Raw genomic sequence first — 13,619 nt, forward strand, 5'->3', positions numbered from 1 at the left:
CCCGCCCGGTCCTCCGGGCGGGGGCGCTCTGTTTCTCCCGGCTCCGACGAAACCTCCCAGGAAGCCGGCTGTGCCACTACTTCTGACGTCACGAGTGCGCCCCGACACGGCGATGAGCGTCCGCCTGACCTCGCCCATCGAGGCGTCCGTCGTCGCCGTCGACCTGCTCCGGCTCAGCGCATCCCGCTTCGGCACCGGCACCCCGCACGGCAACATCGGCCTTCGGCAGCCGGCCCTCGTCGACGACGCGCTGCGCGCGGTGCTCACCTCTGAGCCGGGCCGGGGCCGACGCCGCCCGCAGCGCCGGGAGGCCCCGTCCCCGCTCGTGTAAGTCTCGTCTCACCTGCGTAAAAGCACCCCCGCGTGCCCTTCTGGAAAGCGCTCACGGCCGTATTGTCTAAACGTCAAACGCCCCCGGGGGCCCGTGCGGCCTCTCCTCAAAGGAGCTCTCATGACCGCGCCCGTCGTCCACTCGCTGCGCGAACAGATCCGCGAGCACATCGTGGAAGGGATCGTCAGCGGGCGCTGGCAGCCGGGCGAGCGGATCGTCGAGCGGCGGATCGCCACCGAGCTGGAGGTCAGCCAGACGCCGGTGCGCGAGGCGCTGCGCGAGCTGGAGTCGCTGCGGCTGATCGAGTCCGCGCCCAACAAGGGCGTCCGGGTGCGCAACCTGACGGCGGCCGACCTGGAGGAGAGCTATCCGGTGCGGGCGGGCCTGGAGGCGATCGCCGCGGAGCTGGCGGCCCGGAAGCTGGCCGAGGACTGCTCGGTGCTCGAACCCCACGTCGCCGCCCTCTACGAGGCCGACCGCGCCTCCGACGGCACCGCCCAGGTGCGGCACACCGTCGGCTTCCACCGGGAGCTGGTGCGGGCCGCCGGGAACTCGGTGCTGCTGCACACCTGGGAGGGCCTCGGCATCGAGGTGTTCACGGCGCTGTCCATCCGCTGGCTCGGGACCGTCCAGCAGTCGTACGCCGAGGAGCACGAGGAACTGGTGCAGGCGTTCCGGCGGCGTGACCCGCGGATCGCGGAGCTGGTGAAGGCGCACGTCCTGGGCTGCGCGCCCCGCCCCTGACGCAGCCGGAGCCGGAAGCCGGTCCGGCCCGCACCGGCCCGCACCGGCCTGCACCGCACCGCACCGCACCGCACCACACCGGAACAGTCCGGACCGGAACAGACTGGCCCGGACCGGGACAGACCGGAACAGACGCAGGCCACAGGCGCGGGAACAGGCCCGTGGCACTCCCCCGAGCCAGGCCGCCCCTGACCGACCGGAACCGGCCACGACCCACCGGAACCGGCCATGACGGGCCCCGTGCCGGTCGCGGCCGCACGCAGGGCGCACCGGGCTCGGCCGGGACGGCGGAGCGGGGCCGAAACAGCCGAGCAGACCGACGCTCACCTGCGAAAACAAGGCGAATTCGCGGCACGGGGTGCCTGACCGAAAGGCACCGCGTGCCTACTTTCTCGCAATCGAGAGTTTTTTCCCATCAACCCTTTGATCGATCATCGATCAGGGAGTTACAGTCACCGACGGGCCGCGCCGCGGAGTCGTACAACGACGCCGTGGCAGACCCTCATGCCCTGTCCTGCCAAAGACCAAGGGCACCCCGAACCCCTACCGATGAGGGAACCCCCTTCGACTGAGGAAGGCGGCGACATGACCGACCCCCAGGCCATCCAGCCGAGCGCGCTCGACCAGCTCCCCGACCGGGACCCGGAGGAGACCGCCGAATGGCAGGCCTCCCTGGACGCGGTCGCCAAGGCGGCCGGGCCGCACCGTGCCGCATACCTGATGCGCCGCACGCTGGAGCGGGCCGAGGGCAACGGCATCGCGCTGCCGAAGCTGCTCGAGACCGACTACGTCAACACCATCCCGACGGCCGCGGAGCCCACCGCCCCCGGCGACCCGGAGATGGAGCGGAAGATCACCGCGTGGAACCGCTGGAACGCGGCCGCCATGGTGACCCGCGGCGCCAAGCACGGCGTCGGCGGCCACATCGCCACCTTCGCCTCCGCGGCCTGGCTCTACGAGACCGGCTTCAACCACTTCTTCCGGGGCAAGGAGGCCGACGGCTCGGGCGACCAGCTCTACATCCAGGGCCACGCCTCCCCCGGCATCTACGCCCGCGCCTTCCTCGACGGCCGGCTGACCGAGCGGCACCTGGACAACTTCCGCCAGGAGGCGGGCGGCCAGGGCCTCCCGTCCTACCCGCACCCGCGGCGGCTGCCCTGGCTGTGGGAGTTCCCGACCGTCTCCATGGGACTCGGTCCGCTCTCCGCCATCTACCAGGCGCGCTTCAACCGGTACCTCACCAACCGCGCGATCAAGGACGTCTCCGCCTCCCACGTGTGGGCGTTCCTCGGCGACGGCGAGATGGACGAGCCGGAGTCGACCGCGGCACTCGCGCTCGCCTCCCGCGAGGGCCTGGACAACCTGACCTTCGTCATCAACTGCAACCTCCAGCGCCTCGACGGACCGGTCCGCGCCAACTTCAAGATCGTGCAGGAGCTGGAGGCCCAGTTCCGCGGCGCCGGCTGGAACGTGATCAAGTCGCTGTGGGGCTCGGCCTGGGACGAGCTGTTCCAGCTCGACACGACGGGCGCGCTGGTCCGCCGGCTGCGCGAGGTGCCCGACGCGCAGGTGCAGACCTACCAGACGCGCGACGCGGCCTACATCCGCCAGGACTTCTTCGGCAAGGACCCGGCGCTCGCCGAGATGGCGAAGCTGCTGAGCGACGACAAGATCCTGGAGTGCTTCCACCTCTCCCGCGGCGGCCACGAGGCCGGCAAGGTCTACGCGGCCTACAAGGCGGCCGTGGAGTTCAAGGGCGCCCCGACGGTCATCCTGGCCCAGACGGTCAAGGGCCACACCCTCGGCGAGGGCTTCGCGTCGAAGAACGCCAACCACCAGATGAAGAAGCTCTCGGTGGACGAGTTCAAGACCATGCGCGACCTGCTGGAGCTGCCGATCTCCGACGCGCAGTTCGTCGACGGGATCGTCCCCTACGGGCACCCCGGCGCCGACTCCCCCGAGGTCCGCTACCTCCAGGAGCGCCGCGCGGCCCTCGGCGGCCCGGCCCCGGCCCGCCGCACGCACGCGCTCGCCCCGCTGCCCGCCCCCGCCGACAAGACGTTCGCCTCCTTCGACAAGGGCTCCGGCACGCAGAACGTGGCGACCACCATGGCGTTCGTCCGCCTCGTCAAGGACCTGGTCCGCGACAAGGAGACCGGGAAGCGCTGGGTGCCCATCGTCCCCGACGAGGCGCGCACCTTCGGCATGGAGAGCTTGTTCCCGTCGCTCGGGATCTACTCCCCCAAGGGCCAGACGTACGAGCCGGTCGACCGCGACCAGCTGATGTACTACAAGGAGGCCGAGAACGGCCAGATCCTCAACGAGGGGATCACCGAGGCCGGTTCGATGGCCGACTTCATCGCCGCATCGACGTCGTACGCGACGCACGGCGAGGCGATGATCCCGTTCTACATCTTCTACTCGATGTTCGGCTGGCAGCGCACGGCCGACCAGATGTGGCAGCTCGGCGACCAGCTCGGCCGCGGCTTCCTCGTCGGCGCGACGGCCGGCCGCACGACCCTGACGGGCGAGGGCCTCCAGCACGCCGACGGCCACTCGCCGGTGATCGCCGCGACCAACCCGGCCGCGCTCAGCTACGACCCGGCGTTCGCCTACGAGATCGCGGCGATCGTCAAGGACGGCCTGCGCCGGATGTACGGCGAGGCGGCCCCGGGCGAGGACCCGAACGTCTTCTACTACCTCACCGTCTACAACGAGCCGATGCCGCAGCCGGCCAAACCGGCCGCGCCCGGCGTCGACGAGGGCATCCTCAAGGGCCTGTACCGCTTCAACACGGCGGAGTCGGCCGGCGTGGAGGTCGCGGCGGCCAACGCCCCGCGCATCCAGCTGCTGGCCTCGGGCACGGCGATCCACTGGACGCTGAAGGCGCAGAAGATGCTCGCCGAGGAGTGGGGCGTGGCCGCCGACGTGTGGTCCGCGACCTCCTGGACCGAGCTGCGCCGCGACGCGCTGGAGGCCGACGCGGCCCTGTTGCGCGGCGAGGAGCGGACGCCGTACGTCCGCCGGGCGCTGCACGGCGCCGAGGGCCCGGTGCTCGCGGTCTCCGACTACATGCGCCAGGTGCCGGACCAGATCGCGCAGTGGGTCGAGCAGGACTGGTCCTCGCTGGGCGCGGACGGCTTCGGCCTGTCCGACACCCGCGAGGCGGCCCGCCGCCACTTCGGCGTGGACGCGGAGTCGGTCGTGGTGGCCGCGCTGGCCCAGCTCGCCCGGCGCGGCGAGGTCAAGGCGACGGCGGTGAAGGAAGCCCGCGAACGGTACGGCCTGTAGGCCGTCGCCCGGTCGCGGAGCGACGTGACCCGGGCGGGGTGAGGTGCCGTGAGACGGCGAGGAGGGGTACGGCGCGGACCGTACCCCTCCTCGCCGTCGTCGTGGGCACGGGCCGGGGCCGTCCCGGCCGCGTTGTCGGTGGGGGCCTGCATCATGGGCGCATGCGTGCTGCCCGGCTCATCAAGATGGTGCTGCTCCTCCAGTCCCGGCCCGCCATGACCGCCGCCGAGCTGGCGCGGGAGCTGGAAGTGTCGGAGCGTACGGTCACGCGGGACGCGCAGGCCTTGTCGGAGGCCGGTGTGCCGGTGTACGCGGAGCGGGGCCGGGCCGGCGGGTACCGGCTGGTCGGCGGGTACCGGACGCGGCTGACGGGGCTGGGGCGGGGTGAGGCGGAGGCGCTGTTCCTCAGCGGGGTGCCGGAGGCGCTGCGCGAGATGGGGCTCGCGGACGTCGCCTCGGCCGCGCGGCTGAAGGTCTCGGCGGCGCTGACGCCGTCCCTGCGGGACGCCCCGAGAGCGGTGGCGCAGCGGTTCCATCTCGACGCCCCCGCGTGGTTCCGGGAGCCGCGGACCCCGGCGCTGCTGCCGGTGATCGCGGACGCGGTGCGGGACGACCGCCGCGTCCGGGCCCGCTACCGGCGCGGGGAGCGTGAGGTCGAGCGGGAGCTGGAGCCCTACGGGCTCGTGCTCAAGGCGGGCGTCTGGTATCTGTGCGCCCGGGTGCGGGGCGACGGCGGCGGCGCGTGGCGGACGTACCGGATCGACCGGTTCGTCGGCGCCGAGGACTTGGGGGACCGTTTCGGCCGCGACGAGGAGTTCGACCTCCCCGGCTTCTGGGCCGGGCAGGCCGAGCGCTTCGCACGGTCGATCCTGCGGACCGAGGTGGTCGTGCGGCTGTCGGAGGCGGGCGTGCGCGCGCTGCCGCACGTCGTGGACCCGGTGGCGGCGAGGGACGCGCTGGCGACCGCCGGGGAGGCGGACGACCGGGGGCGGGTGACGGTCACACTGGGCGTGGAGTCGCAGGACGTGGCGCACGCGCAGCTCACGGCGCTGGGGGCGGAGGCCGAGGTGATCGCCCCGGAGTCCCTGCGGAAACGGTTCGCCGAGGACGCGGCACGATTGGCGGAGTTGTATCGGCCGGTGTGAGAATCCCCGGCACTCCGGGTGCGTCCGGCACGATCAGGCACGATGCTGGACGCGTGATGGACGAGACGGAGTTCTGGGAGCTGGTGGACGCCTCCCGCGAGGCCGCCGAGGGTGATCCCGAGGAGCAGGCCGACCTGCTCGTGGAGCGGCTGCTGGGGCTGGACCCGGACTCCGTGCTCGACTTCGCCCGGCATTTCGAGTCCCGCTACAACCGCGCCTACCGCTGGGACCTGTGGGGCGCCGCGTGGCTGCTGCTGGACGGGGCGAGCGACGACGCGTTCGACTTCTTCCGGTGCTGGCTGATCGGGCAGGGCCGCGAGGTCTTCGAGGGCGCCCTGCACGGCGACCCCGACTCGCTCGCCGACCTGCTGGACGACTTCGACGAGGAGATCGACGGGGACGGCGAGGAACTGGGGTACGCGGCCGACGAGGCCTACGAGCAGCTCACCGGTAACGTCGCCCCGGACCTCGGCATCCCGCCCGCGCCCGCCGAACCCGAGGGCACTCCGGTGGACTTCGAGAACGAGTCGGCGCTGGCCGAGCGGTATCCCCGGCTCTGGCAGCGCTTCAAGGAGTGACCCGCGGGAGGGAGGAGCACCTTCCGCCGTGCCGGTCCTGCCCGTCCTGCCCTCCCCCCGTCCTGCCCTGCCTCCCCGTCCTGCCCGTCGTGGTTCACGCGGCGAACCTGCGGCGGGCGCCGTCCGCCGGGAGGTACGCCTGCGCCTCGCCGACGCGCACCGCGTGGTGCGGCGGCGCCCCGTTGGCCTGCTCGAGGGCCGACGCCGTGGCCGCGGCGGGGCCGAGGACGACCGCGGCGACGGCGCACAGGACGGCCCAGGGGCGGGTGAGCCGCCCGGCCCCAGGGGATTCGGCGGCCTGAGCGTCTTGGGCGGCCTGAGCGTCTTGAGCGGCCCGGGTGGATCGGGCGGACTGGGTGGATCGGGCGCACTGCTCGCGGCTGCCGTTCATGGTCCCCGCCTCCGGTCGGTTCGTGGTGGGCACGACGTTAGGCCGCGGGGATGGGAGGACCCTGAACGGCGGCTAAGGCGTTCCTGTGAGAGCGGGCGCGGCCGTTCTGCCCTGGATGCGCGCCGCCGTCCGCCGGATCTCCGGGAGCCGGGCGTTGAGCGCCGCGCCGGGGCAGCTGGTCATGTAGGCGTCGCGGTGGCCGGCCAGGGCGGGCAGGACGACGGTGACCCCGGCCGCGTACCGGCTGTGGCTGTTGCTGGAGGTGAGCCGGGCCTGCGCCCTCGGGTCGACGCCGGAGAGGCCGAGCTTCCAGGCGGTCAGGGCGGCGATCGCGTCCACCATCGCCTGCGGGACGGGGACGCCGGACGTGAACGTGCCGAGCGCGGCGATGCCGGCCGTGCGGTGGTTGAAGCCCTGGGTGTGGGCGCCGGTGACGGGACGGTCCACCCCGCCCGCGCGGCCCTCGTAGATGGTGCCGCAGCGGTCGACGAGGAAGTTGTAGCCGATGTCGTCCCAGTCCCTGGCGCCGGTCTGGCCCGCGTACAGGTAGCGGATGATGCGGGGCGCGTCGGCGCAGTCGTAGCCGTTGGGCGAGTCGGTGTGGTGGACGAAGACGGCGACGACCTTGTCGTCGTAGCGCGGGGGCGGTTGCGCGTGGCGGGCGAGGGCGTCCAGCCAGGCGGAGCGGGGCACGATGGGCGGCCGGGCGGCCCGGTGCGCGCCGGCGGCGCGCGCGTCGGCCGTCCGGGCGGGCGCTTCGACGCGGGCGGCGTGCTGGACGCCGCCCGCGCACAGGCACAGCGCGGCCACGGCGGCGAGGCCCGGCAGACAGCCGAGCAGGACGAGGACCGGGCCCGGTATCCGCGCCGGGCGCCGTCCGCGTCGGCCGCGCGCGGTGCGCGATGCCGGTCGGAGGGCACACATGGTTCCACTGTCGGCCGGTTCCGGTCCGTCCGCGATGTGTGCTGTGCCACCTGGTGGAACCATCCTCCCGGTGCGCGCCGTTTTACGGGGTGCACGCACGCGTGGCGGGGTGTCGGCCGTCACGCGCGTGTGGTCGACGGGTACTGATCAGCGGGCGTCTGCCGCACGTACTAGGGGATTCGAGGGAAGGGGGGCCGTGTGGACCTGCTCGACATCCTGCTGGCGCTGGTGATCCTGGCCTACGCCGCTTCCGGCTACCGGCGCGGGCTGGTGGCCGGCTGCGTCTCGCTGGCCGGGTTCGTCGGCGGCGCGGTTATCGGCGTGTGGGTCCTGCCGTGGCTGATGGAGCTGGTGACGCCGGGCACCACGGCGGCGACGGCGACGGCGGTGTTCGCGGTCCTGGTGCCGGCGGTGGTGGGGCACGAGCTGGCGGGCCGGCTGGGGCTGCGGCTGCGCCGCGAGCTGGACCGGGGGCCGCTGCGGCTGGCCGACGGGGTCGGCGGGGCGGCGGCGAACACGGTCGCGGTGCTGGTCGTGGCCTGGGTGGCGGCGAGTGTGCTGGGCGCGTCCTCGTCGCCGGTGGTCACGTCGTCGATACGGGACTCCCGGCTGCTGGGGGCCGTGCAGGACGTGATGCCGGACACCACGCCGAACTGGTTCTCGCGGGCCACGTCGGCGCTGACCGAGGCGGGTTTCCCGCAGGTCTTCAACCCCTTCGAGAACGAGTCGACGGCCGAGGTCGCCAAGCCCACCGGCGACAGCGTGACGGCGCGCGCGACGCTGGCGGCCCAGCGGAGCACGGTGAAGATCGAGGGGTCGTCGGGCGACCAGGGCCGCGAGGGCAGCGGCTTCGTCTACGCCGGCGAGCACGTGATGACCAACGCGCACGTGGTGGCGGGCATCGACCGCCCGACGGTGCGGATCGGCGGCGTGGGGCGGTCCTACCCCGCGCGCGTGGTGCTCTTCGACCCGGACCGGGACGTGGCCGTGCTGTACGTGCCGGAGCTGCGGGCGCCCGTCCTGAGCTTCGACGACGCCGCCTCGCGGGGCGACTCGGCGGTGGTCGCGGGCTATCCGCAGGACGGCGACCTGAACCTTCAGGCGGCCACGGTCGCGGGCCGGGTGAAGGCGACCGGCCGGAACATCTACAACGACGGCATCGTCACCCGCGAGATCTACTCGATCCGCTCCACGGTGCGCCCGGGGAACTCCGGCGGCCCGCTGCTGACCACGACGGGCCGGGTCTACGGCGTGGTCTTCGCGCGCTCCACCTCCGACGACGAGACGGGGTACGTGCTGACGGCTGCCGAGGTGGCCGACGACGCCGAGCGGGCGGCGACGGCGACGCGCGCGGTGGACACGGGCAGCCTGACGACGTCGTGAGCCGCGTGCCCGGCGGCGTCAGACGGGCCGGCCCATGAACACGTCGTCCACGTACCGCCCGTCGAGCAGGAACTCCCCGGGGAGCACCCCCTCGACCGTGAACCCCTCGGACTCGTAGAGCCCGCGCGCGGGGGCGTTGTGGCCGAGGACGCGCAGGGTGAGACGGCGGGCGCCCTGGCGGCGGGTCTCCTCGACGGCTTCGCGCAGCAGCGCCCGTGCGACGCCCCGGCCGCGCGCCTCGTCCAGGACGGCGAGGCCCTGGATCTGCCGGACGTGGGCGTTGCAGGCCAGCGGGGTGGGCGGCACCAGCCGGAGGTACCCGACGATGCGGCCGTCCACTTCGGCGACCAGGTAGTCCCGGGGGGCGTGCCGTTCGTCGAAGAAGGGCTCGTAGGGCGGCTCGGGCCGCGGCATCACCGCGTGCAGGGTGGACCAGGTGGCCCGGTCGAGGGCGGCCAGCGCGTCGTCGTCGGCGGGCAGGGCGGCGCGTATGCGAGGCGGCTCGGAGGTCTCTGGCATGGCGGTCACCCTAATGCGGGCGGCCGGCGGGCAGTGAGGTGCGGGCGGCGGTCTGCCGGAGGATTTCCGCGGTCCGCGGGCAGGATGGACGCATGGAACGTACGCGAATCGCGGTGGCCGGGGCGTCCGGTCTGATCGGCAGCGCCCTGGTGCGCTCCCTGGCCTCGGACGGCCACGAGGTGCGGCGCCTGGTCCGCCGTGCGCCGCGGGGCGCGGACGAGGTCCGCTGGGACCCGGAGCGGGGCCGGGTGGACGCGGCCGGGCTCGCCGGATGCGACGTCGTGGTCAACCTGGCCGGGGCCGGCGTCGGCGAGCGGCGCTGGAGCGAGGCGTACAAGCGGCGGATGCACGACAGCCGGGTGCACGGCACGGCCGCGCTGGCGAAGGCGGTCGCCGCGCTCGACGCCCCGCCGCGGGTGTTCGTCAACGGCAGCGCGATGGGCTACTACGGCGAGACCGGCGAGCGGATCGTGGACGAGGGCGCGCCGGCCGGGAGCGGCTTCCTGCCGGAGCTGTGCGTGGAGTGGGAGGCGGCCGCGGCGCCGGCGCGGGACGCGGGCGTGCGGACCGTCCTCGTGCGCACCGGCCTGGTGGTGGCGCGTGGCGGCGGGGCCTGGGGCAAGCTGTTCCCGCTGTTCACGGCCGGACTGGGCGGGCGGCTGGGCGACGGCCGGCAGTACTGGTCGTACATCGCCCTGCACGACGAGGTGGCGGCGATCCGGCATCTCGTCGACCGTGACGACCTGTCGGGGCCGTTCAACCTGACCGCTCCCGAGCCGCGGACCAACCGGGAGATCACCGAGGCGATGGGGCGGGTGCTGCACCGGCCGGCGCTGTTCCCGGTTCCGGCGCCGGTGCTGCGCACGGTGCTGGGCGAGATGGCCGGGGACGTGCTGGGCAGTGCGCGGGTGGTGCCGAAGCGGCTGCTGGAGTCAGGGTTCGTCTTCGCGTTTCCCGGGATCGAGGACGCGATCCGAGCCGCCTGATCCGCTTCGTGACCGGATGCGACCGCCGTGCGACCGTGCCCTGTCCATGCGCGACTGTTCCTGACCGATACCGGCCCTAACCTCGACCCGAACTCGGGTATCCGGGACGGCCGTTGGGGGCATGACGTCTCCAGCCGCCGCGCAACCTCGAGGAGGGGCACGTGCTTGAGCCCGCGTATCAGGCAGACGTCGTCGTGGTGGGGGCCGGAGTCGCCGGCCTCTCCGCCGCGCACCGGCTGAACAGCGCAGGAGTAACGACCGCGGTCCTGGAGGCAGCCCCTTACGTGGGCGGCCGCATGTCGACGGAGAAGATCGACGGGTTCCGGCTCGACCGCATCGGGCAGCTGCTGTCCACGGCGTATCCCGAACTGGCCTCCACACCGGGGCTCGACGCACTCGTCCTGCGTCCCTTCGCACCGGGGGTCCTGCTGCACAGCGACGGGCGCCACCATCGCGCCGGCGCGCAGACGGGGGCGGGGAGCGCAAGGGGCGCACTCCATGCCGTACGCGCCCTGGCGAGCGCTCCGCGGCCGGGCGGACTGCCCCGGCCGCGCGCCGGCGGCTCCCTGCCCGCGCAGGGCCGCCCGGCCCCGCCCCGGGTCCGGGCGGGCGCGCCACTGGGCAGCGCCGTGGACCAGGCCCGGCTGGGCGCCGCGCTGACCCGGCTCGCCGTCACCCCTGTGGAGCGGCTGCTGCGCCGCCCCGAGTCACCGGCCGCGCAGGCCCTCGCGGCCCGCGGTCTGCCCGCCCGCACGGTGGACGGCTTTCTGCGCCCGCTGCTCGCCGCCCTGCTGTGCGATCCGGATCTCGCCACCTCCAGCCGCTGCGCCGACCTCGCGCTGCGCGCCTTCGCCGCGGGCCGGCTGGCGGTGCCGGAGGGCGGGGCCGAGGTCCTGCCGGAACTGCTCGCCCGGACGCTGCCGGCGGGCGTCGTGCACACCGGGGTGCGGGTCACCGCCGTCTCCACGACCTCGGTGACCACCGCCGAGCACGGCGAGTTCCGCTGCCGCGCCGTCCTGGTGGCCACCGACGCGCGCACGGCGGCCGAGCTGCTGCCCGGGCTGCGCGTGCCGGACTTCCATCCGGTGACGGTCGTCCACCACACGACGGACGAGCCGCCCCCGACCGGCGCCTCGCTGCTCCTGGACGCCGACCGGAGCGGTCCGGTCGCGCACACCGCGGTGCTCAGCCAGGTCGACCCGAGCCGCGCGCCCGGCGGCCGCACGCTGATCTCGTCCACGGTCCTGGGCGCGCCCGCGCCGGGCGTCGACACCGCCGTCCGCATGCATCTGTCGCGCCTGTACGGCGTCTCCACCGCGCGCTGGGAGACGCTGGCCGTGCACCACACGGCCGAGGCCGTCCCGGCGATGCGCCCGCCGCACGATCTGCGGCGCGCGGTGCGGCTGCTGGCGGGCCTGTACGTGTGCGGCGACCACCGGGACACCAGCACCGTGCAGGGCGCGCTGCACTCGGCGCGCCGGGCCGCCTCGGCGATCGTCTCCGACCTCGGCGCCGCCGGCTCCCTGAACGCGGCCGACCCCCGCCCCACGACACGCCAGGAACCGGCGGCGGCCTGAACGCCACGGGCCCGGAACACCTCCCCCGGACCCGGCCCGCACCCGCCTCTCAGCCCTCAGCCCTCAGCCCTCAGCCCTCAGCCCTCAGCCCTCAGCCCTCAGCCCAGCGTCGCCACCTTTTCCCGGTAGACGCGGGCCGGCGCCGCGTCCTTGTACGGCTCCAGCCTGCGTTCGAAGTCCCTGACGTACTCCAGGGCCCGTACGGAGCGCATCTCGGCGGCCTGTCCGGCGGCCTCCGCGGCGAGCTGGCAGGCCTGGTCGAGTTCGCCCAGGCCCAGCCGGGCCGAGGCCAGGACGACCCGGCAGAACACCCGGCTGCGGGCATGGGCGGCGGGACGCAGCTGCAACGAGCGTTCGGCGTGCTGTGCCGCCGCCCGGAACTGCTGGAGGTCGCGGTGGCAGTGCCCGAACTCGTCGGCCAGCTGCGCCTCGTCGAAGAAGCGGGCCCAGTGCGGCGCCTCGTCGCCGGACTTGGCCGCCTCCAGCGCCCGTTCGGCGCGCACCAGGGCCGCGGTGGAGGCGCGCACCTCGCCGAGCACCCCGTGCCCGCGCGCCTCCGCCGAGTGCAGCAGCGCCTGCACGACGGGCGGGGCGCCCGAACCGACGCCCTGCTGGGCCACCCGCGCGAGCTGCACCGCCTCGCGCCCGTGCCCCAGGTAGACGGCCTGACGGCTCATGGTGACGAGCACGAACGACCCGTACGCCCGGTCCGCGGCCGCCTGGGACAGCCGCAGGGCCTGGACGAAGTAGCGCTGGGCCAGGCCGTGCGCGGCGATGTCGAAGGACGTCCAGCCCGCGAGGCGGGTCAGATCGGCGGCCGCGCCGAAGAGCCGGCGGCCGGTCTGCTCCCCGTACGTCCCGCGCAGCATCGGCTCGCACTCGTGCTCCAGGTACCGCACGAGGGCCTGGCGGGCGTGGCCGCCGCCGTACCGGTCGTCCAGCGTCCGGAAGAGTTCGCCGACCGAGCGGAGCGCGGCGATGTCGCCGCCGGTGACCCGCTGGCCGGGACCGCGCTCGGCGCCCTGGCCGCGCTGCCGGGGCACGGCCGTCGGCCCGGCCCCCGTCCGGGCGGGGGCGGCCGCCGGGGGCTGCGCGCCGGAGGGGTGCTGGGGCGCGGCCGGGTGGGGGGCGGCGAGCGGGTGCGCGGGCACGGCGGGCCGGCCGCCCGGACGGCCCTGGAGGGGGACCCGGGCCGGCGGCTCGGTGCGGGCGACCTTGTCGTCGGGCCGCCCGATGAGCCAGTCCCGGCTGGGCACGACGAGCCCCGCCGGGGTGAAGGCGATCTTGCGCAGCTCGGCGTGGCTGCCGGAGTCCTTGCGCCACAGGCCGCCGACGATGTCGATGGCCTCCTCGGGGGTGCCGGCGAACTCCAGGCCGGCGTAGACGGGGGCGCAGGCGTCCAGGCCGAGGTCCTGGGCGGTCAGGCGACGGCCAAGTCGCCGGGTGAAGACCTCGGCGATCAGGGCGGGGGTGGTGCCGCGGGGCTGCTGCCCGCGCAGCCACCGGGTGACGGACGTCTTGTCGTATCTGAGGTCCAGCCCGTGCTCGAGGCCGAGCTGATCGACGCGACGGGCCAGTCCCGCGTTGGAGAAGCCCGCTTCGGCGATGAGCGCGGCGAGCTGGCGGTTGGGAGTGCGCTGCGCGGGTCGTTCCGTCATCTGCGGTGCGGTCTCCTGCCTCCCGGGCCTGTGACGTGCCCGGATGAAGTGCGCTGATGCGGTGATCAGCCCTTTTGGCCTCTGAACGGCGC

At 74.3% G+C, this 13,619-nt stretch carries 12 protein-coding genes; 8 read left to right on the forward strand and 4 right to left on the reverse strand.

What is annotated here, in order from left to right; genetic code table 11:
* Positions 1–70 precede the first annotated feature (70 nt).
* The 5 genes from OG802_RS09765 (at position 71) to OG802_RS09785 (ending at position 6,089) form a co-directional block, all read left to right on the forward strand.
* Positions 71–331, forward strand: coding sequence for a hypothetical protein (locus OG802_RS09765; RefSeq protein ID WP_329409134.1), 261 nt, complete (start codon positions 71–73; stop codon positions 329–331).
* A gap of 120 nt (positions 332–451) precedes the next feature.
* The gene (locus OG802_RS09770; RefSeq protein WP_329409136.1) at positions 452–1,075 is read left to right on the forward strand and encodes a GntR family transcriptional regulator; all 624 of its coding nucleotides are present in this window, start codon (positions 452–454) and stop codon (positions 1,073–1,075) included.
* A 585-nt stretch (positions 1,076–1,660) separates the two neighbouring features.
* Entirely contained in the window at positions 1,661–4,366 is a 2,706-nt protein-coding gene (aceE, locus tag OG802_RS09775; RefSeq protein WP_329409138.1) for a pyruvate dehydrogenase (acetyl-transferring), homodimeric type, read from the forward strand.
* 161 nt (positions 4,367–4,527) lie between these two features.
* On the forward strand, positions 4,528–5,511 hold the full coding sequence (locus OG802_RS09780) for a helix-turn-helix transcriptional regulator (protein WP_329409140.1): 984 nt from the start codon (positions 4,528–4,530) through the stop codon (positions 5,509–5,511).
* A 56-nt stretch (positions 5,512–5,567) separates the two neighbouring features.
* The gene (locus OG802_RS09785; RefSeq protein ID WP_329417011.1) at positions 5,568–6,089 is read left to right on the forward strand and encodes a DUF4240 domain-containing protein; all 522 of its coding nucleotides are present in this window, start codon (positions 5,568–5,570) and stop codon (positions 6,087–6,089) included.
* 94 nt (positions 6,090–6,183) lie between these two features.
* On the opposite strand, the gene OG802_RS09790 is transcribed toward OG802_RS09785, so the two are convergent.
* Positions 6,184–6,480 carry a hypothetical protein gene (locus OG802_RS09790; RefSeq protein WP_329409142.1) on the reverse strand — a complete coding sequence of 99 codons (297 nt, stop codon included), beginning with the start codon at positions 6,478–6,480 and terminating at the stop codon, positions 6,184–6,186.
* Between the two features lie 72 nt (positions 6,481–6,552).
* Positions 6,553–7,404: a peptidoglycan recognition protein family protein gene (locus OG802_RS09795; RefSeq protein ID WP_329409144.1), complete on the reverse strand. Its 852-nt coding sequence runs from the start codon at positions 7,402–7,404 to the stop codon at positions 6,553–6,555.
* Between the two features lie 198 nt (positions 7,405–7,602).
* Here OG802_RS09795 and OG802_RS09800 point away from each other — a divergent pair, with 198 nt between their 5' ends.
* Complete coding sequence (locus tag OG802_RS09800; protein WP_329409146.1) at positions 7,603–8,787, forward strand: MarP family serine protease; 1,185 nt, start codon at positions 7,603–7,605, stop codon at positions 8,785–8,787.
* 18 nt (positions 8,788–8,805) lie between these two features.
* Here OG802_RS09800 and OG802_RS09805 read toward each other — a convergent pair whose 3' ends face one another.
* Complete coding sequence (locus OG802_RS09805) at positions 8,806–9,306, reverse strand: GNAT family N-acetyltransferase (RefSeq protein ID WP_329409148.1); 501 nt, start codon at positions 9,304–9,306, stop codon at positions 8,806–8,808.
* Between the two features lie 92 nt (positions 9,307–9,398).
* On the opposite strand from OG802_RS09805, the gene OG802_RS09810 reads away from it, so the two are divergent.
* Both OG802_RS09810 and OG802_RS09815 read left to right on the forward strand, forming a co-directional pair.
* Positions 9,399–10,292 (forward strand): TIGR01777 family oxidoreductase, encoded by an 894-nt coding sequence (locus OG802_RS09810; RefSeq protein WP_329409150.1) that lies wholly within the window; start codon positions 9,399–9,401, stop codon positions 10,290–10,292.
* 161 nt (positions 10,293–10,453) lie between these two features.
* Entirely contained in the window at positions 10,454–11,869 is a 1,416-nt protein-coding gene (locus OG802_RS09815; protein ID WP_329409152.1) for an NAD(P)/FAD-dependent oxidoreductase, read from the forward strand.
* Positions 11,870–11,967: 98 nt separating this feature from the next.
* Here the strand turns inward: OG802_RS09815 and OG802_RS09820 are convergent, their stop codons facing one another.
* Positions 11,968–13,527 carry a regulator gene (locus OG802_RS09820; RefSeq protein WP_329409154.1) on the reverse strand — a complete coding sequence of 520 codons (1,560 nt, stop codon included), beginning with the start codon at positions 13,525–13,527 and terminating at the stop codon, positions 11,968–11,970.
* Between the last annotated feature and the right edge of the window lie 92 nt (positions 13,528–13,619).

The organism is Streptomyces sp. NBC_00704, from assembly GCF_036226605.1.
In the GTDB taxonomy this organism is placed as follows: Bacteria; Actinomycetota; Actinomycetes; order Streptomycetales; family Streptomycetaceae; genus Streptomyces.